The sequence below is a fragment of the Acetobacteraceae bacterium genome (assembly GCA_004843345.1).
In the GTDB taxonomy this organism is placed as follows: Bacteria; Pseudomonadota; Alphaproteobacteria; order Acetobacterales; family Acetobacteraceae.
The window spans coordinates 1,772,838-1,791,387 of record CP039460.1 but is presented as its reverse complement, the minus strand read 5'-3'; the positions used below and the strand labels follow the sequence as shown (position 1 = coordinate 1,791,387).

Genomic DNA, 18,550 nt, shown 5'->3' with positions numbered 1-18,550 from the left:
GCTGCCTTCTAAGAGTTCGGGTCGGCTATCTTTCTTAAAATACCAGGCAACAACATCATATAAGGATTTAAATTAAAATGAGGTGCAGACAAAGTACCGTCAAGAGTATAGCCCATCGCTAAGACTCCACTGCCTTTTTCTGGAGAGAAAATATATCCCAAAACGCTTGGCAAATGCCCTAAAGAGCTATTCCAATAATAATCTGGCGAAATTGTCCCCCCCAGATTGATCGCCTTCTTTTTCAGGTTAATATTACCAACCATTGTTGCGGCAACAATATCACTTTTCCCTTGGATATTACCAAAACCGATAATACCGTCTTGTACAGAAATAGCCCCTTTCATTGAAATATTATGTAAATTTCCATTCACTTTATTCCAATAGGTTGGCGTAATAATCTTTGCCAAAGAAACACTGAGTAAGGAAGCATCCCAATCCATTTTATCAATGGAGATTTTGCCTGCGTAAGGTGGAAGCCCTAAACCAAATCCCTCTGTATGAACAGATGCCTCCGAAAGATCAGACGATTTTTCTTCTTCTTTCTTAACCGCCTTAAGAGCCTCTTCTAAAGCCTTTTCTTTTGCTGGATGCCTTTGATTATTGCCAACAGTAATAATCAGCGGATCGCTTACACTTGCTAAGAGAATAGAAGGGGCAAACTTCCCTGAAAGCTTTAAATTACCTCCCCGAAGATGTGGATAAATCTTCCCCCATGAAAGCCACTCCCCAAGATGCTCAGCCTCACCTTCAAACAAATGCTCTGAATCATTTTTAGGATCATGCGAAATTTTAAAAAAAGCTTTATAAGGCTTTGAAATCTCAATATCAGCCTTACTCAAATGCCGCTTATTCCAATAAGCCGAAATTGAAAATGGCCCCAAAACCCGTCCATTTCCTAGAAGAGCTTCTTGAACATTAAAATTAATATGCCAATGACCCGCAGGTAAAATCGTTCTCCCATTTTCCTGCTTCATCACGGGCTTTATCTCTTCTGAAAGCTTCTTGCCGTTTAGTGTATATTCCACTCCCCTGGAGGTATGGTTCAAAAACGGTTCTAAATCAATTCTAGAAGCATGGACATCTAACTGATATTTTTCTCTATGCTTGATTGGTCTCTCTGTTTTTTTAGAGGTACTTACCTCTGAAAGTGCTTCACTTGGCTCAGTATCTAAAGAACCATCTTCCTTGATCACCGGCCATTTTCGTTTGGCTTCAGGCCACTCAAAACGAAAACTTCCCTCATTTTTTCCAATTTTAAGATGTTTTACATCAAGCCCTGTAATCTCCGAATCTTGCAGAATACTTTGAGCCTGTATTTCAATTTCAGGCCCATAAGCTTTTAAATCTGTAAGCGAATCGAGATCTCCATTGATCCATCTTGCATGTAAAGAGCCACCTGCTGATACATTTTTAGCCTTATTCCAAAGGAGGCTGTGTATGATAGACTCGCGCAAATCCAGACTCATATTCATATCAATTTGACTCTGATCCGTCCCCGACCACATTTCTTCAAAATTAGCCTTTAAAAGACCTGCACCTGTAAGACGCTCAGCAGACATCGGAATACCGATTTTTCTTAAAAAATCCTGGTTCACTTTAGATGTTAAAATAGCTTCGATATTTTTCTGTCCAGGCTTATCAGCCTGTAAATTGTGGTACAAATATACTTTTACGGGAATATCTCGCACTTTAGCATTCGCATGAAGCACAACATCCTTATTCCAAGCATGCAATGTTCCATTTAAGTCTGTTACAGGCCCGACTGTACGCAAAATTGCGGCCAAATTTTTGGTTTTTACTTCTGTATCAAAAATAACTTCTTCCGCCTTAACAGAAGAAATAAAGGGAAGTGAAATTTTAGCCTGTCCTTGAAACTGTCCTTGGGGTTTAGAATAATATTTCTTTAAGCGTTTTAAAATTGGTAAACGATCCCGACTTAAAATCTCAATTAATTTGGGAGCGGATCCAGACAAACCAAGCTTAATTGTTCCTGCAATGGGTTTAGGAGAAGTCACTCCTGTAATGGCAATAGATCCTTTTGACTGATGAATAAGCTGTTTAGGATTCTCATCAATGACGCCACCTGTCATTGTCACAAGAACATTATCTGAATCGACAAATTTTGCCTGAACCCCAACGCCTTTAAAAACAGGCATTCCTTTCAGCCATTGTACAGTAACCTTTTCTGCCTTTAAATCACCGCTAATATTTTTAACTTTGAGATGATCGAAGCCCTCATGCCCCTCTAGATCAACATCAAGTTTAAAATCTCTAGCGTGTCCTTCCGTTAAATTTTCAATAATCCAAGCACGTGCATTTTTTGAAATGCCAACAGGCCATAAAATGGGCAAAGAGGCCATATTAAATTTGGGTATTTTCCCACCAATTTGTAATTTTGTTTCTTTCAGCGCCATTAAATTATCCAGATCTAAGCCTGCATAAAGAGATACTTTTGTTAAAGCACCAAAAGAATCGATTAAATCCAAATTTAAACGGTTCACTTTCACCTGAAGGTTTTTATAATTTTCCTTCAAATCAAGATGCCCCTCTCCAAAAGCGTTAGAAGCAAGCATTCTTGTTTCATCTGGCTGTATGTAAAATCCTTTTCCTACTTTAAGATTAAAATCCAAAGAACATCCTTTGAGACCAAGAGCACAAATAACAGGGTCTCCTGTAATTTCACTCCTCAATGGTAAATGAACTTTTCCCAGAATAGGAATTAAATTTTCAAACGCCTCAGGAGATGGCGCATCCAACACCATTCGCCACAAATCTTCCCGATCCCTTTGCTTCTCTGTTTTTCCAAGAAGAGAAATATTCTTCCCATTCTCTTGGGCAAAAATACCGAATTCCCCTTCCCATTTAGTAACGTCCCTTGTTTCAGAGGGGTTATGAACAAAGATACTGGGAATGCTTAAAGAAAAGTCTTCAGAACTGTCTTCCGACTTTAGAACAGCCTTGACGTTCTTAACGTAAAGAGAGGAGAAAAAATCAAAATTCAGAAAACTTAAATCAATAGGCTTGGAAGGTTTTAGAGACGGGCGAATACCAGGAAAATCAAGATGTACATGCCCCGATTTAAAACGCTTTAAATGAAGATCAGCCCCTTCAAGACGTGCTGAATTAATGGCAATTTTCCCTTTGGAGAACAAAGCAATCGAAACATTTCCTTCAAAACGGTCTATATGGTCAATGACATTACCTTGAAAATCAACAAGCTTAATACCGGAAAGGGAGAAAAAAATCCCGCCCATATTCCTATGGAAAAGCCAATCTTTAAAAGACGGCATCATCCATTGAATCCTCAATTTTTCCCAAGCTTCTTTTCCAATAGCATTATGCTTGATAGGGGTCAGATCGCCCTTCGTATTCAAATAGAATGTGCCTAAAAGACGATGCCCCAAACCCGTCACGTTAATCGGGGCAAACGCAAGACGCAAAATAAGCGCAGATACCAAAATAATCTGAAACGAAAAAACAGCGGCAAGAAAACATCCAAACCACCACAAAACGCTTTTTACCCTCTTAAACAGAGCGGCCTTTTTCATACTAGACAAAAAACTTTCTATGGATTTTTTCCGCAGTGTATTGCACCACAAAGTTATAAATGGAATTTCTTTTCATCAATGTTTTTCTTCAACGCCAGGAATTTCTGCTTTTGGAGCATGAATATTGTGATAATTTATAGGAATTTCAAAACTGGAAGCAGGCAAAGCATGGTATGAAACGCTTATAGCCTCTAACTTTCCGCTAACTCCTTCAGCATCAACCCCTTCCTGCTGTAAAATCAGCCCATCATCCGTAACACAGGCCTTGGCACGCCCACTCTTAGCCGTAATAGCCCACTCTCGGCAAAGCACATTTGCAACTTTCTTGGTATCAAGAGGTTTATACTGCATCTCTAAATCAAGAAAAAAGGGACTTCTCAAACCATGCAGTGGACGCATGCCCAAATAAAAATGACGTTCCTTATTGAGATAATAAATTTTTTGCGCAGGGCGGTCTAAAATACTGATTCCAACAGAGTCCAGCTGCTCAATCCGTAACTTATCGCCACTCCCTGAAAATAAAACTTTTACCTCATGGGGCTCTGGTTTTCCCTGGACATGAAAACGGTAAACCACTTCTGCGTCCTTAGAGGGAGAAAGCGTTGGATGAACGCCAGGCATCCATACCTCTTCCTCCGATGCTTCCTTAGTGGGGACTTCCCCATTTGCATTTGGAATGATAAGCGCTTGCGCAGAAGAAAAATAGAACAATGTGCAAAGCGCCGATGCACAGCAAAAAACTTTCCCAAACGGTGCGTTTCTAAAAGCCAATAGGAACGCCTTTCCTCAAATTAAAATGACTCAAGCAGAAGCAAAAGCTGCTGCCATTTCTGCAGCATCTGTCGCTGCTGGCCCATAAATACGCTCCAAACGGCGAACCGTAAAATGAGCTCGTGCTAAGGCACGATAATGGTTTAAGAAAGCTGTATTTAACGCAGCACCACAAAGTGCGCCTGCAACAGGGACCATTTGAATAGCTGCCTTTCTGGAAAGACTAATGCCGTAATGCCCTGCGACCTCTGCAATTAAATAAACAAGAGGCTGCCCTCTTAACAAAGCACGTGCCGCAAAATAATTCAGCTGTTCTTTATCTTTACCTGCAAATGAACGAAGGCCAAAAACTTCCAAACAGGCTTGCCGTGTGCCTTCATTTGACAAGTCCTCACCTTCCTCACGGGCAACAGCTGCGATTTCACGCATAATGACTAATGTTGAAAAGGTTAGGTCTGGCAACATCGCTGGCAAGCCGCCCATCCCCCCAACAATACCAGAAAGCGCCATCGCCCCTTTTGCAAGATTTCCCTCACCAAAAGAAGAGATAAACGTTGTTTTATGCTTCTCAAGTGTATTTTCCATCTTAAAGGAAGCAACTGTAAAAGCCGTCTCCAGCGCTTTTTCAGCTGCGCCTTTAAAGGTTTCTGCAAGTGCAGGACTTAGTTTTAATCCCTCTGAGGCAATCCGCATCAATTCATTAATGGAGCCCCCCATAAGACCAGAAAGACGCCCTATAAGACCTTTCCCTTGCTCTAAATCTGCAAAAACAGATTCCAAAAGCGCACTATCTTGTGGAGACAATTCCGCCCATGCAAAAGAAACGCTTGGGAGAAAACTTTGATCCGTTTCTGTTTGTTTTGTCATAGCATTCAAAGCCCCCGCTTTATTTTATACACAACTGTATCTCTAGACTTTTGTTTTACCTAAAAGGCAGACCCTATCAAACTCTTCTTTAGTTAGTTCTGCTACCGAAAGGCGCCCTTGTCGTAAAAAATCTGCATTTTCCAAAACAGAATCCAATTTCATCCATTTCAGCTCTACAGGATACTCTAAAGCCTCAACGGTTTTAACGTCAAAACAAGGCCATTTTCCTTCTGAATCTGTTGGATCTGGATAAGCTTCGCTAACGACCTCAACAATCCCAACGACCCTTCGTTCCTTCCCAGTATGGTAAAAAAGTGCAAGGTCTCCAACCGACATAGCGTAAATATTTTTCCTCGCCTGGAAATTACGAACGCCATCCCAAGGCTCTATGCCTGCTTTTAACTGCTCTTCCCAACAGAAACAATTTGGTTCTGTCTTCAATAGCCAAAAATGTTTTGCACGGTTGGAAGACGAAGTTTCTTTTATTTTTTTTTGACTCATGCTTAATTTTTCCTAAAAGGAGCGTTATTCTGTAATCTTATACGCAGGTCATCAATACTGGAAAAGGATTTCCTTAAATACTAATGTCTATGCCTTCCAGCTCTTCTGTATCAAGACCACAGGGAAAATTTGCATATTATTTCCACTATTTTGGCAATCCTACGCGTTTACGCAAGTTCCTTGCACCCGTTTTAAAATATCTTGGTTCGTTTGCCCTGCTCTCACTCATCACAGGCCTTATTCTTGCCTTCACTTATGCCCCTCAAGACTGGCAACAGGGCGAAATTTTTAAGCTCATTTATCTTCACGTCCCTCTTGCGTGGCTAAGTTGCAGCTTTTATTTTTTTCTAAGTGTTTGCTGCCTTATTTTTCTTGTTTTTCGCAATCCACTTGCGATGTTGCTTGCTTCTAACACCGCCTCTGTTGGCATTGTGAGTGCTGGATTATGCCTTTTCACAGGTGCTTTATGGGGAAGACCGACATGGGGAACTTGGTGGGTTTGGGACGCACGTCTCACCTCTGTTCTCGTTCTCTTTTTTCTTTATCTTGGATTTATCTTTCTAGAAAAAAATTACAAAAATACTGCTGAAGGAATGCGCCTTTGTGCGCTTCTGGGTATTGTCGGTGCGCTCGATCTTCCCATTATTCATTTTAGCGTTCAATGGTGGAGCACTCTCCACCAAGGCCCAACCTTTCGCCTCGGGCATATGCCACCCATGCCAATACAAATGTGGTTGCCTCTGGCTTTCACATTTCTTGGATTCAGCCTCGGCGGCCTTTGGCTTATTCTTGCGAAAACGTACAATAAGATCAGAGAGCGCCAGCTAAAATCTTTATTACAAAATACAAGCTCAATCGATTGATGTCGCCAAAATGAAAACACAAACTACCTTTTTTCAGCTCTATGAAAATGCCATTTCCAATCCGCATTCTTATCTTTTTGTCTTTATTGGCTATTTTCTCGTGCTAGGGGTTTGCGCCTTTATGACCATCAAAACCCTTAAAACAATGCGCTATTATGCAAAGCAGATCAAATCTTTTGCTCCCCAACAGCTAAATCAATAAATTATCAAAATGATGTCTCAATCAGATCAAAAATTAAAAAGAAATCTTCCTGCAAAATGGCGTCGTTTGATCTGGCTTGTCCTGATTCTTCTGTCTCTTAGTGTTTCCGTTTTCTTCTTTTTACGTGTTTTTTCTGCAAACTTACTTTTCTTCACAACCCCCTCGCAACTTGCAACAAAACAAACTTTTATCAACAAAGAAGTGCGTCTTGGAGGAATGGTTGTCGCAAATAGTTGGAAGCAAGGAGAAAGAAAACACCGTCCTATTCATTGGTTTGACGTCACAGATGGGCAAGCAAGCCAAACCATTTACTATGCCGGCATCATGCCTGACCTCTTTCGGGAAGGGCAATCTGTGGTTGTTCTTGGACATCTCAATTCAGATAATGTTTTTGTCGCTTCAGAAGTTCTTGCACGACATGACGAAACCTACATGCCGCCAGAAGTCGCAAAAGCACTCCAAGAAAGTGGTAAATGGGATCCACGCTTTGGCTCTCCCCCTGCGCCTGAAGAATGGCAGACAATGATTAAAGCTAAATGAACGCCTTCTTTACTTTTTTAAATCCGGAAGTTGGCCTATGTGCTCTTATTTTTGCGTTGTGTTTTTGGACAGCGCAGGTTTTTAGCGCCTTTTTAGCCTATTTTTTCCCACGAAAACCTATTTTTTCAACCTGTGCAAAATCTGCCTCTTTAACAGGTTTCGTTGCTATTTTTATAGCAATCTCCAGCCTGCTATTTGCTTTTGCGATGAATGATTTTTCTGTGGCTCTCGTCACTGAAAATTCGGCATCAAATGCGCCTCTCCTATACCGTCTTGCTGGAAGCTGGGGCAATCATAATGGATCGCTTCTTTTATGGCTCTTCCTCCTCGCTATTTGCAATTATGTCGCAGCTATTAGGCTTTCTCACCTTAAAGAATGGCATTTTAAATCTCTTACGCAAGGATTTTTAGGGCTTATTACCGCAAGCCTCAGCGCTTTTTGTCTCTTTACATCAAACCCTTTTCTTCGAATTTTTCCTGCGCCCGAAGAAGGTGCTGGCCTTAACCCTCTTCTCCTAGACCCTGGACTTGCTTGCCATCCTCCTCTGCTTTACGCAGGCTATGTCTGCTTTGCCGTTCCTTTTTCGCTAACTCTTTCAGCTCTACTTCTAGGGAAATGCCGTCAGAAACTTTTTTCTCTCCTTCGAAACTGGGTTGTCATAGGCTGGTGTCTTCTCTCTGGAGGTATTATCCTTGGCGCTTGGTGGGCTTATGGAACACTTGGCTGGGGAGGATATTGGTTCTGGGATCCAGTTGAAAATGCTTCTCTAATGCCTTGGTTGACGGCAACAGCCCTCTTGCACACTTCTGCTTTGGCCGAGAAAAAACGCCGCCTGATCTCATGGTGCTTTGCGCTGTCTCTCAGCACCTTCATCCTCTCTCTCATGGCAACATTCTTTGTCCGATCGGGCATTATGAACTCTGTTCATAGTTTTGCCGCGGCACCAGAAAAAGGAGAAGCTATCCTTCTCCTCATTACGATTGCCTTTTTGAGTGGATTTGGCCTTTTTGCCCTCCGTGCCTCTCTTTTTCGAGAAAAAGCTGAAAATCCCCCTATAATTTCCACTGAAAATGCTGTCGCCATCAACAATATTATACTTTACAGCATGATGGTGACTGTCTTTATTGGCACATTATACCCCCCTCTATCGCAATTTCTAGCGGGGCATATTCTTTCTGTCGGAAAACCTTTTTTCAATCAAACCATTTTACCAATGGCGCTCCTTTTACTGCTGATCATGGGGGTTGCCTTTTTCCTTCCTTGGAAAGGAAAAGTTAATTTTAGAGAACTTTTTAGAAAAAGCCTTATACCAGCCATTCTAAGCCTCTTTTTTTCACCAGCTCTTTTTTATCTTCAAATGCCCCTTATCGCTGATTTTTTTTATATAGGGGCTGTTTGGATGATCTGTGCCAGTGCTGAAAGCCTCTATAGTTGCTTTCGAAACAAACAAAAGTATTTTTATCCAATGCTGGCCCATATCGGAATCGGTATTTCGATTTTAGGTCTTTGTGGCATAAGTGCCTCTCAAGGCGATGTCGTCATGCTCTCACAAGGCCAAACAATCCCCTTAAACCACGAAACATGGCAGCTTGATTTCATTAAACCAATTTCTAAATCTGACTACAAAGGAATCAAGGCTCATTTTTCAGTCTTTCAAAAGGGAAAACTCAAAACCGTTATTGAACCCGAAAAACGCTTTTATATACGGCAACGCCAAGCGCTCTCCCCTCCTGCTGTCAAATACGGTCTTTTGGAAGATCATTATGCCGTTCTCTCTGCCATTTCTACAAAAAATGGCGATGAGAAATTTCTATTCAAACTGCGTATCCATCCTCTTGGTTCTTGGTTTTGGATTGGAGGAATTTGGACCATTCTAATGGTTTTCCTTGCGCATACTCGTATTAATTTTCTATCCTTTAAAAAGAAAACTCTTTCTTAACTTCCTTATCTCTTAATGCCTATGTGTGATCTATGAAAACTGCCTCTTCTTTCGGATCCTTTTTTGGACGCCTCCTCCCCCTCACGGGCATGCTCCTTCTTGCTGTCATCCTTTGGATGATCCTAGGCGCTCTCAAAAATGGCCATTATGACCCTCGAGCGGTTGCGGCCACCTCGCCCCTTCGTACCGTCCCTAATTTTGAAGCTCTGCCACTTTCCACAGATAAAAAACTCTTTAATAGCCAAGATCTGAAAAACGAAAAAAAACCAGTTTTAGTGGTCTTTTTCTCTTCCTGGTGCGTTCCATGCATTGCTGAAATGCCAAATTTAAAAAAACTCGAAAACAATATTGCTCTCTGGGGAATCGATTATACGGATTCTCCTGCAAAAGGCAGAAAATTTGTTGAGAAATCAGGCATTTCTTTTGAGCGACTAAACCAAGACCCAGAAGGAGAAATTGGTGCAACATGGGGAATAACAGGCGTTCCTGAATCTTTTCTAATTATGCCAAATGGCAAAATTGCATGGCATGCAAATGGACCATTGGACCTTGAAGATTTCCAATTGCATATTTTGCCAACCATCCAGAATCAAAAAGAAGTGCAAGGCTCTTCTCTTGTTCCCAATAAAACTGCCAGCTTTCCTGCACCCTAAAGAAGAGTCGTTTTGAAATTTTTTGCTTATGTCCTCTTTTCGCTCTGCTTTTCTGCTTCGTATTTTGGAATGCCACTCTTAGCTTTCGCTGTTGAAAGCCCCCAAGAGAAGCTGGCATCGATTGAACAGGAAAATTTAGCAGAGCGAATTGGAGAACAATTGCGTTGTCCTGTTTGCCAAAACGCAAATATTGAAGAGAGTAATGCGCCTTTAGCCAAAACGCTTCGCACCGTAATCCGAAAACAGGTTTTAGAAGGCAAAAATGAAACAGAAATTTTAGAATGGATGCAACGGCGTTACGGCGACTTTATTTTTCTAACGCCCCCTCTGTCACGTTACTCCCTTCTTCTCTGGTCAACGCCCTTTTTAAGTTGCCTCATTGGGGCTTGTCTTCTCTTGTTACGCCGAAAAAATCTTTCTAGATCCCAAGAAACAAAATGATTATTCTCGGTCTATTTCTCTTACTCCTTTTGCTCTTAACGGTCTTTTTTATCGGTGCTGGGAAAAGTTTTTTTACAACACCTCTTTCCCTTCTAATCCTGTCTCCAATCCCAATTATTGGCTTTGTCATTTATGCTTTTTTAGGCAATCCCACTATTCCAAGTGGGATTCAATCACTTCGCCCTAGCCTGCCAGAGCATCTTTTACAAACATTTCAAGCGCTCAAAGAAGAGGCGGAACAAACCGAAAATCCAACCGTGAAAGCGGAAAAATTCCGTCTTTTGGCAGAAATTGAATGGCGCAGTAATGCACAGGAGCTTGCCCTTATGAATTGGCAACACTCTTTAAACATTGCATTCAAACCAGAAACCTGCACAGAACTGGCCGAAGCAAAAACAGAAAAAGCTGGATACATCACCAAAGAAGCTGAAGCCCTGTACAGCAAAGCTTTAGAAAGTGATTCTGAACAAGGAGATCTTGCAGAAGAACCTGTTTGGCTAAAAATTGCCAAAATGCGCCTTACGCAAGCCTCTCAAGCACATGAAAAAGAAGGGGAAGCCGCGTACCTTCTCCAATCCGCAAAATCCGAAAATCCACAATAATATTTTATTTAATTTTTTAGAGGATCAATGACGATATCAAATAATTTTCAAGCGATCTCCGCATTGACTTTAGGCGCATTCTTTGCCGCACTTATCCGTACGGGACGCCTTCTAAAAGAGGAAAAAATTGTTATTTTTGGAGAAATGGAAAAAAGTCAAAAAATTTCTGAATTGATTTCCTCTCTTCTTCAACGTCAAGGTCTCCCTCAAAACGAAACGCTTCAACATATTCGCCTTCTTAAAAAAGAGGACTTTTTTGAAACAGACTTTCTTAAACTTCTCAAAGATTTTCACGCCAGCACCCTCATTGGCATCTCTGGCGGAAAAAATGTTTTTTCCGAAAATATTCTCAAGCAAATGGGGCAAAACAGCCCTTCTCCGATTATTTTTCCTCTCTCGACACCATTAAAAGAGGCCGAAGCAACGGCTGAAGACATTTACAAAGCAACAAATGGACGTGCAATGATTTGCACAGGCGCACTTTTTCCACCGCTTGCTATCAAAAGCACCGATATGGACGAAAATCGTCCAACAACAAGAGACGTTCTTTTTTCTACACTTGATCCTGCGCTCATTCAGCCTGCTATTTCATCAGCGTTAAAAGTCGCTAAACTCAAAGATGCCAGCAAAAAAATGCTGATAGCTGCTGCGGTTATGATTGCCCAGAAATCTCCCCGAAATATTTCAAAAGAAAAAGGCATTTTACCAGATAAAAAACATTTTGAAGAAATCTCGGGAAGCATCGCCCTTGCGATGGCAGAAGAAGCTGTTAAAGAAAAACGCTGCCCGCCTCTCTCGCAAGAAGCGCTTAAAATTGCTTTAGAAAAAGAATTTCATGCTTAATCCGTGTCTTCTTCCACGGCGACACTCTCAGAATTTTGCTTATCATGTGCTTTCGCAGATGTTTTAGTAGCAGAAGCACCTAGAATAGAGGGTAAAAGTGCTCTTGCCGTATGATCCATATCCCACGCTTCTGGCGTGAGAGAGGTTTGTTTTTGGATTTTCTCAAATTCAGGATTTAACTGATGAAACATTTGCGTACAATAATGTAATCCCTGAACCAACCAGCCCTCTTTTGGAAAATATTGCTGGGTTAAAACAGGCACTGTCCGCAATGCTATAAAATAAAGAACCGTCAGAATCAGCCAACCTCTTACGCCTCCAAATCCTGCGCCTAAAAGAGCATCGACTGGCGGAGATAAAAACCCGCGAAGAATAGGTCCAATCCAACGCCCGACTAAATTAAAAGCAAAGAGAGAGAGTAAAAAAACAGCTCCCCCACTTAACCATGAATTTAAGAAACCTGCGGAAGCATGATCGCTCAGCCATGGAACAAAAATCTCATACTCACGGCAAGTAATCACAGATGCCCCGACCCATGAGGTCAATCCAAAAAGCTCTTTGCTAATGCCCCTGATAAATCCCCATGCGATAGAGGATATTAAAACGAGGAATGCAACAATCTCCAAAGCCGTTAATGGATGTCCAAAAACCAGCGTGACTGTATCAGGGGACATTTTCTTCCTTTAAATCAACAGGATATTATTTTTTCTGACGTGGCAAGCCATACTCGTCCCAAAGCGTCACAAGAGATTTTACCAAATCATCTATATCTGCCTCTGTATGAAGCGGACCTGGCGTAATCCGGATGCGCTCTAAACCTCTGGGAACAGTTGGATAATTGATAGGCTGCAAATAATGCCCAAAACGGGTCAAAAGCGTATCAGTTAGACGGCGGCAAAGCTTTGCATCCCCAATCATAACTGGGACGATATGACTAAGATTAGCTAAATGCGCAATCCCTGCTTCATCCAATTTTTTACGTAAATAAGCAACCGATTTTTTTTGTCCGTCACGCTCTTCATTATGTTCACGCAAATAGCGGACACTTGCCCACGCACCAGCGGCATCCGCTGGTGGAAGCGCTGTTGAAAAAATAAATCCTGAACCAAAAGAACGCACAAAATCGCATAAAGCCGCCGAAGCCGCAATATAGCCGCCTGTTACGCCAAAGCCTTTCCCAAGTGTTCCCTCAATAATCGTTAAACGATGCTCAAGACCACGCTCCTGTGCAACGCCTCCCCCATGTGCGCCATACATGCCAACCGCATGAACCTCATCAATATAGGTCATTGCACCATATTTATCTGCGAGATCACAAATTTCCTCAATCGGTGCAATATCCCCGTCCATGGAATAAACTGACTCAAAAGCAATCAGCTTGGGGCAATCTTTTGGTAATGCTTTGAGTTTTGCCTCTAAATCCTCAAGGTCATTATGTTTAAAAATACATTTTTCGGTTTTGGAATGGCGTATGCCCTCAATCATGGAAGCATGGTTAAGCTCATCTGAAAGGATAACGCAATCTTTCAAACGTGCCCCGAGCGTGCCAAGCGTTACCCAATTTGAAAGATAGCCAGAGTTGAAGAGAAGAGCGGCCTCTTTTCCGTGCAGCGCCGCCAATTCCTTCTCTAACCCGACATGAGCCTGCGTCGTTCCTGAAATATTACGGGTTCCACCAGCACCAGCGCCATTATTATCTAAACAATCATGCATTGCTTTTAAAACGGTTGGATGCTGTCCCATACCGAGATAATCATTAGAACACCAAACCATCACCTCTTTGCCAATACCGTGATGGAAAGCCCGTGGAAACTTTCCGACTTTCCGCTCTAATTCAGCGAAATAGCGATAGCTCCCATCTGCGTGAAGCTTATCCAGTGCTGTACGAAATTGTCCCTCATAATCCATAAATCGACCTTTAAATAACGTAACTCTTGAGCCGTTGCTCTTAATCTGCATTCGCATATTTTTACGACAAATTGAGAAAAATTAACATCATTTTGATTTTTTCTAAAAATAGCCGATATAGTCATCTTTATGACGATTGACACAACCGCCCAAAAATTTTCGAAAACGTTTCATGAGCTTTGGCCTTGGCGTTCTGTTATTTTCGCCGCCTTTGCTGGCTGGCTTTTGGATGCCTCTGCACAAACCTTACTCATTTTTGTCCTACCCAATATTATCGTAGATCTCCATTGCACAATGGCTTCTATGGGCACAGTGCTTTTTGCTCAAGCCATTGGCCGCATGGCTGGCAGTATTGGTGGAGGGTGGATTTCTGACCGCTTTGGACGGAAACCTGCTTTCCTAGGATCAGTCATTCTGATTGGTCTGTTCACAGGACTCACAGGGCTTGCACAGAATGTTACGCAGCTCATTGTCCTTCAATTTATCTTTGGATTGGGATTTGGATCTGCCTGGACAGCCTCGGCTACTTTACTCATGGAAACCGTCCCTGAAACTATTCGAGACCGCGCATCTGCTCTCATGATGCTCGGATATGAGTTCGGCTATCTGGCCTCTGCGGGATTTCAAGCCCTTCTTCTCTCAATCATTGGCTGGCGGCTTTTATTTTGGAGTGGCATTTTTCCTCTTTTTCTTGGCTTTTTTATCTATTTTCACACGAAAGAAAGTCCAAAATGGCAAAAACGCCCACACATTCCCTCAAAGACGTCTCATACAAAGCCTAAAAAACAATTTTTCCTTAACAATCTGCTGCCAGCAAGTCTCTTTGCAACAGAAACGCAAGGTGCTGCCTGGCAGGCAGTCCTTGTAATGGCGAGCATTGCCTTTTCAAAAGCAGCCATTCTCAATTTCTATCCCAGCATTTTAAAAACAGATCATGGATGGAATGCCACCGACCTTTTCTGGCCAGTATCCGTTTATTGTATTGGGTCTATTCTAGGAAAAATCATTTCGGGCTTTAACACAGGCAGAAAAGGCATGATGCCCATTTTTCTCATTTGCCTTTTCATCACTGCTCTCATTTCATTCCCATATTTTCTAGCCACTTCCTTTTGGATTATTCTTGTGGCCTCTTTCGTTGTCGGCTTAGCCGCTTCTGGCGTTTTTGCCATTATTCCTGCCTATCTCTCATTGCGCTTTCCAGCCACGCAAAGAGGAAGCGGCATGGGCTGGAGCAATGCGGCTGGTGCGATTGGACAAGGATTTGCCTCAAAATTTGTGCCTTTTGTTTCCCTTTTTGCAGGGACGCTCAGCATGGGAGCACTCTATACCACCCTCTTTGGATTAATCTTTGCCATTTTCTTCGTCCTCTTTCGTCCTACCCTGCCGAAAGACTAAGTAAAGAGCACTTATTCATTACTCCAATCCGCTTAATCTTCTTGAAAAGAAATAAATGACTTTTCTTTTAAAAAAGTTTGTGCAATCTTATCCACTGGAGTTTCCACTCCATAAGCACATTAATATAACTTCACCATGGCAACTTTATCTTTCTGCTAGAGATTGCTGTTAATTTAAATCCCCTTCTTATTCGTGGTTCTGTCTCTGGAAAAGGCAAATCGGGTAGGATGCTTTTAGGGTATCATCTAAATGATTTCTTCTTTGCGTGCGTTTTCTCTTCAGCACATTTTCTCTTCCCACAAAATTTCTGCTTTTTTAATGGCCTCTGACGGTAGAAGTCTCTGCTGTCCATCATGTCGAATGTGTGTCTAACCCTTACTGCACCTTTCGCTGTAACGGCCTAGAAATTTTGGAACAAATCATTTCCCCAAAATTCACAATTTAGATTTTAATTCCTTCTGAAATGCTTTGACATCGTTCAAAAGCATAACGGGCGACCTTTATCTAAATTAAATGCTGTTATTTAAATTAATTACCCCATTCTTTTGAGCTTTTTGTCTTTTTAACCAAAGACAAGAGACGGGAATACTATTGCCGGGTTTTATTTTAAATGAAAAATTCCACCGCATTCTTCATATTGCGGCGCACACTTGTTTTTACGCCGACACTTTGTGCCTTTTCTTTCCTGATTCCTCTGCATTCCCTGCAAGCTCAGGAAACAAATGACGCAACGCCAAGCATGCTGACTTCTGCTCCAATAGCCTCTTTCAGCGGAGCAGCCACAGGAGAAAATGAAACTCCTGATCGCCCTGCGGAAAAACCGTTTGCCGACAGTCCTTCCTATAAGCGCTATTTTGCGAATCCTTCCCCTGTGCCTAAAGCAGATCCAGAAGATCCCCGCAATGGCCCGACCTATAAAAAATTCTTTGTCCCTATTTCAAATGACCGAAGTCCCCGCATCAAAAAAAAACGGACGAATGGCGCTCGGAGTAAACCAGAACATTTCGGTGTTTCTGGCCATCGCCGTATCCATATTGATCCAGAAGAATCCCAAAATGCCAAAACAACCATTGGGCGCAAAACACTCGAAAATTTTGTTGCGGGAACAAACCCTTTAGAAGCACTCGCCCTCTCAACACCAGGAGCGAGCTTTGCTTCTTCTGATGCGCAAGGTCTGGACGCCGGTGCCAGTACTTTCTACCTTCGAGGCTATGATAAAAGTCAGCTTGGTTTTACCATGGACGGAATTCCAATGGGTGACCAAGCCTTCGGTGGATCATCTGGTGTAGATGTCAACCAAATCGAAATTCAGGAAAATATCCAAACTGTCACCGCCAGCCAAGGGGCTGGCGCATTGGACACGCCTTCCGTTCAAACATTAGGGGGTTCCGTCACCTATCAAACATTAGACCCCTCTAACAAATTCGGCACCAAAATTGGCCAACTTTTTGGGAGTTTCAGCGGCTACCGCACCTTTGGACGCTTAGATTCCGGTATTCTCAATCCCACAGGCACAAAATTTCAGGCTTCTTTTTTACGCAATCAATCCAATAACTGGACAGGTGGCGGTTTTCAACGTGAAGAAACCGAAAATTTCAAATTGGTGCAACCTGTTTCAAATTTCGGCAAAATTACCTTAACCTCTGACTGGTCGGACGCACCGCAATATAACTATCCAGAAAATACAGAACATATGATTAAATCCCTTGGCTATGGGGATCATAATTTCTACCCCAATTACGGTCAGGCTCAAACATGGGCAGCCGCCTGCCAAAGTGGTAATACGCAGAATCTTCCACCAGGTGTCAGTGCCGCCGATGCTTGTAATTTGTCTTATCAAGGTACACAAATTGAACGTACCTATTTAGAGGCCTTACGTGGAGATTTCCAAATCAGCCCATCTATCAAATCCAGCTCATTAGTCTATGGACAAGTAGCCGATAACTGGGAAGGCGGCGCAAACCCAACGTTAATGACCCCACCAATGAACGGAAATGCGGGCGTAGATATGGCCGAATATGATGAACATATTATGGGCAGACGTGTCGGTGTCACCCAAAATTTTCAATTCCAACTCGGTCATCGCAATTTATTAAGAACAGGAATCTGGTATGAAAATAACCGTTACCATATGCCACGCGTACTGCATGCTTTCGGGCCCAATGATCCCATAAATAACGATTTTGGCCTCACAGATTCCTCAGGAATTGAAACCGAGCATAACCAATGGACAACAAATATCTTTCAATTTTACATTGAAGATGGTTTTCAAATGGCCCGAAATATGACTTTCACCTATGGATTTAAATCTCTTGTCGATACAACAAATGGCGGAATGACGGCAGTCAATCCAAGTGGAGCCGACCTAGGTGCATGGGGGCTTGGACCTAATTCAATCCGTCCCGCCTATGGTCGCCTCACGGCAGCAAATGCCTTTTTGCCACATTTCAACTATGACTGGAAATTTCTGCCTAAGCATGAGCTCTATTTCGACGTAGCTGAAAACATGCGCCCTTATGACGCTTATGCGCCTTGGAACTCTCTCGGATCTGCACAAGCAGGTTTTAACAGCGCTCAAGCGAATTTTGACGAAGAACAAAAGAATCTACGCCCTGAACGGACATGGAATTATGTTGTAGGCTATCGTTATGTCGGTAAACCTTTCGGTTTTTCCGTAGATTATTACCATACAGATTATATTAACCGCTTAGGTAATATTCGTTCTGCCTCCGACAATATTGTTGGTGCAGGGAACGAATATTTAAATCTTGGCAATGAAACCATGGATGGTGTTGATCTGGCAGGGACTGCGCATCTTTCAAAAATGTTTCATATTCCAGATTATTTAGGGGTCTTAGATTTTACCAACAGCTTCAGCTACAACCATGCGGTTTATGACAATGGGGCTGTTCAATCGGGTAAAGATTTTATTTCCATCAAAGGAGATCAACAAATCTATTATCCAAGATATATGTATAAAACCAATCTTCATTATACTAATGGCCGTCTTTCTTGGAATTTTAACGTAAATTATAATAGCGCCCGTTCTGTCACCTATACAGGCGATGTCAAAGCGCCAGCTTATTGGAGCTCTGAACTCACAGGCTCTTATCTGCTGGGTCCCCGTAACTCAAAAGAGCGAATTAAATTAGATTTTGGAATCACCAATCTTTTTGGAGAGGAATATATCGGTGGCACCTATGGGCCAGCCGCTCTTAAAGCAACTCCAAATGATGATGATACGGGAACACCGAATATGTTCTGGGCAGCGCCACGGGAATTCTTTGGGAGTGTAAATGTCGTTTTCTAAGGAGATACAAAAAAACCGATGGCGCTTTGTAAGCTCATCGGCGCATTCTCTAATTTAAGAGACAGAATGGTGGTGTAACAGGGATTGAACCTGTGACCCCTACCGTATCACAATATCCAAAAAGACCTATAGTGACAGCCGTTTCTGTAAATATACTTTTTCTTGG

16 protein-coding genes are annotated in these 18,550 nt (G+C 42.2%); 10 read left to right on the top strand and 6 right to left on the bottom strand.

Going from position 1 to position 18,550, the window contains the following annotated elements; translation table 11 throughout:
• Positions 1-8 precede the first annotated feature (8 nt).
• The 4 genes from FAI40_08740 to FAI40_08725 form a co-directional block, all read right to left on the bottom strand.
• Positions 9-3,557: a hypothetical protein gene (locus tag FAI40_08740; GenBank protein ID QCE35407.1), complete on the bottom strand. Its 3,549-nt coding sequence runs from the start codon at positions 3,555-3,557 to the stop codon at positions 9-11.
• Between the two features lie 66 nt (positions 3,558-3,623).
• The gene (locus tag FAI40_08735; protein QCE35406.1) at positions 3,624-4,319 is read right to left on the bottom strand and encodes a hypothetical protein; all 696 of its coding nucleotides are present in this window, start codon (positions 4,317-4,319) and stop codon (positions 3,624-3,626) included.
• Between the two features lie 30 nt (positions 4,320-4,349).
• Entirely contained in the window at positions 4,350-5,186 is an 837-nt protein-coding gene (locus FAI40_08730) for a hypothetical protein (GenBank protein QCE35405.1), read from the bottom strand.
• Between the two features lie 42 nt (positions 5,187-5,228).
• Positions 5,229-5,687 (bottom strand): EVE domain-containing protein, encoded by a 459-nt coding sequence (locus FAI40_08725; protein ID QCE35404.1) that lies wholly within the window; start codon positions 5,685-5,687, stop codon positions 5,229-5,231.
• An 83-nt stretch (positions 5,688-5,770) separates the two neighbouring features.
• On the opposite strand from FAI40_08725, the gene FAI40_08720 reads away from it, so the two are divergent.
• From FAI40_08720 to FAI40_08685, 8 genes are read left to right on the top strand one after another with little or no spacing between them, the layout of a single operon-like run.
• Positions 5,771-6,550 (top strand): heme ABC transporter permease, encoded by a 780-nt coding sequence (locus FAI40_08720; GenBank protein ID QCE35403.1) that lies wholly within the window; start codon positions 5,771-5,773, stop codon positions 6,548-6,550.
• Positions 6,551-6,560: 10 nt separating this feature from the next.
• Positions 6,561-6,752, top strand: a complete 192-nt coding sequence (locus tag FAI40_08715) for a hypothetical protein (GenBank protein ID QCE35402.1) — start codon at positions 6,561-6,563, stop codon at positions 6,750-6,752.
• A gap of 12 nt (positions 6,753-6,764) precedes the next feature.
• Positions 6,765-7,292 (top strand): cytochrome c maturation protein CcmE, encoded by a 528-nt coding sequence (locus FAI40_08710; protein ID QCE35799.1) that lies wholly within the window; start codon positions 6,765-6,767, stop codon positions 7,290-7,292.
• Complete coding sequence (locus FAI40_08705; protein ID QCE35401.1) at positions 7,289-9,232, top strand: heme lyase CcmF/NrfE family subunit; 1,944 nt, start codon at positions 7,289-7,291, stop codon at positions 9,230-9,232. Before FAI40_08710 ends, FAI40_08705 begins: the two co-directional genes overlap by 4 nt.
• Positions 9,233-9,264: 32 nt before the next feature.
• Positions 9,265-9,885, top strand: coding sequence for a redoxin domain-containing protein (locus FAI40_08700; GenBank protein QCE35400.1), 621 nt, complete (start codon positions 9,265-9,267; stop codon positions 9,883-9,885).
• Between the two features lie 12 nt (positions 9,886-9,897).
• Positions 9,898-10,326: a cytochrome c-type biogenesis protein CcmH gene (locus tag FAI40_08695; protein QCE35399.1), complete on the top strand. Its 429-nt coding sequence runs from the start codon at positions 9,898-9,900 to the stop codon at positions 10,324-10,326.
• Complete coding sequence (locus FAI40_08690) at positions 10,323-10,928, top strand: hypothetical protein (protein ID QCE35398.1); 606 nt, start codon at positions 10,323-10,325, stop codon at positions 10,926-10,928. Before FAI40_08695 ends, FAI40_08690 begins: the two co-directional genes overlap by 4 nt.
• A 27-nt stretch (positions 10,929-10,955) precedes the next feature.
• Complete coding sequence (locus tag FAI40_08685; GenBank protein ID QCE35397.1) at positions 10,956-11,771, top strand: hypothetical protein; 816 nt, start codon at positions 10,956-10,958, stop codon at positions 11,769-11,771.
• Here FAI40_08685 and FAI40_08680 read toward each other — a convergent pair.
• Both FAI40_08680 and hemA read right to left on the bottom strand, forming a co-directional pair.
• Complete coding sequence (locus FAI40_08680) at positions 11,768-12,445, bottom strand: CvpA family protein (protein QCE35396.1); 678 nt, start codon at positions 12,443-12,445, stop codon at positions 11,768-11,770. The genes FAI40_08685 and FAI40_08680 overlap by 4 nt on opposite strands.
• A 25-nt stretch (positions 12,446-12,470) precedes the next feature.
• Complete coding sequence (hemA, locus tag FAI40_08675; GenBank protein ID QCE35395.1) at positions 12,471-13,679, bottom strand: 5-aminolevulinate synthase; 1,209 nt, start codon at positions 13,677-13,679, stop codon at positions 12,471-12,473.
• A gap of 129 nt (positions 13,680-13,808) precedes the next feature.
• Between hemA and FAI40_08670 the strand changes: the two genes are divergently transcribed.
• Together FAI40_08670 and FAI40_08665 are read left to right on the top strand one after the other, a co-directional pair.
• Positions 13,809-15,074, top strand: a complete 1,266-nt coding sequence (locus FAI40_08670; GenBank protein ID QCE35394.1) for an MFS transporter — start codon at positions 13,809-13,811, stop codon at positions 15,072-15,074.
• 610 nt (positions 15,075-15,684) lie between these two features.
• The gene (locus tag FAI40_08665; GenBank protein ID QCE35393.1) at positions 15,685-18,384 is read left to right on the top strand and encodes a TonB-dependent receptor; all 2,700 of its coding nucleotides are present in this window, start codon (positions 15,685-15,687) and stop codon (positions 18,382-18,384) included.
• The last annotated feature ends 166 nt before the right edge of the window (positions 18,385-18,550 follow it).

What these genes read in the sequence shown, in the direction of transcription:
- FAI40_08680 (QCE35396.1), bottom strand. Translation starts at nt 12,445, where the DNA reads ATGTCCCCTGATACAGTCACGCTGGTTTTTGGACATCCATTAACGGCT.
- FAI40_08705 (QCE35401.1), top strand. Translation starts at nt 7,289, where the DNA reads ATGAACGCCTTCTTTACTTTTTTAAATCCGGAAGTTGGCCTATGTGCT.
- FAI40_08725 (QCE35404.1), bottom strand. Translation starts at nt 5,687, where the DNA reads ATGAGTCAAAAAAAAATAAAAGAAACTTCGTCTTCCAACCGTGCAAAA.
- hemA (QCE35395.1), bottom strand. Translation starts at nt 13,679, where the DNA reads ATGGATTATGAGGGACAATTTCGTACAGCACTGGATAAGCTTCACGCA.
- FAI40_08720 (QCE35403.1), top strand. Translation starts at nt 5,771, where the DNA reads ATGTCTATGCCTTCCAGCTCTTCTGTATCAAGACCACAGGGAAAATTT.
- FAI40_08730 (QCE35405.1), bottom strand. Translation starts at nt 5,186, where the DNA reads ATGACAAAACAAACAGAAACGGATCAAAGTTTTCTCCCAAGCGTTTCT.
- FAI40_08685 (QCE35397.1), top strand. Translation starts at nt 10,956, where the DNA reads ATGACGATATCAAATAATTTTCAAGCGATCTCCGCATTGACTTTAGGC.
- FAI40_08700 (QCE35400.1), top strand. Translation starts at nt 9,265, where the DNA reads ATGAAAACTGCCTCTTCTTTCGGATCCTTTTTTGGACGCCTCCTCCCC.
- FAI40_08670 (QCE35394.1), top strand. Translation starts at nt 13,809, where the DNA reads ATGACGATTGACACAACCGCCCAAAAATTTTCGAAAACGTTTCATGAG.
- FAI40_08710 (QCE35799.1), top strand. Translation starts at nt 6,765, where the DNA reads ATGTCTCAATCAGATCAAAAATTAAAAAGAAATCTTCCTGCAAAATGG.
- FAI40_08715 (QCE35402.1), top strand. Translation starts at nt 6,561, where the DNA reads ATGAAAACACAAACTACCTTTTTTCAGCTCTATGAAAATGCCATTTCC.
- FAI40_08665 (QCE35393.1), top strand. Translation starts at nt 15,685, where the DNA reads ATGAAAAATTCCACCGCATTCTTCATATTGCGGCGCACACTTGTTTTT.
- FAI40_08690 (QCE35398.1), top strand. Translation starts at nt 10,323, where the DNA reads ATGATTATTCTCGGTCTATTTCTCTTACTCCTTTTGCTCTTAACGGTC.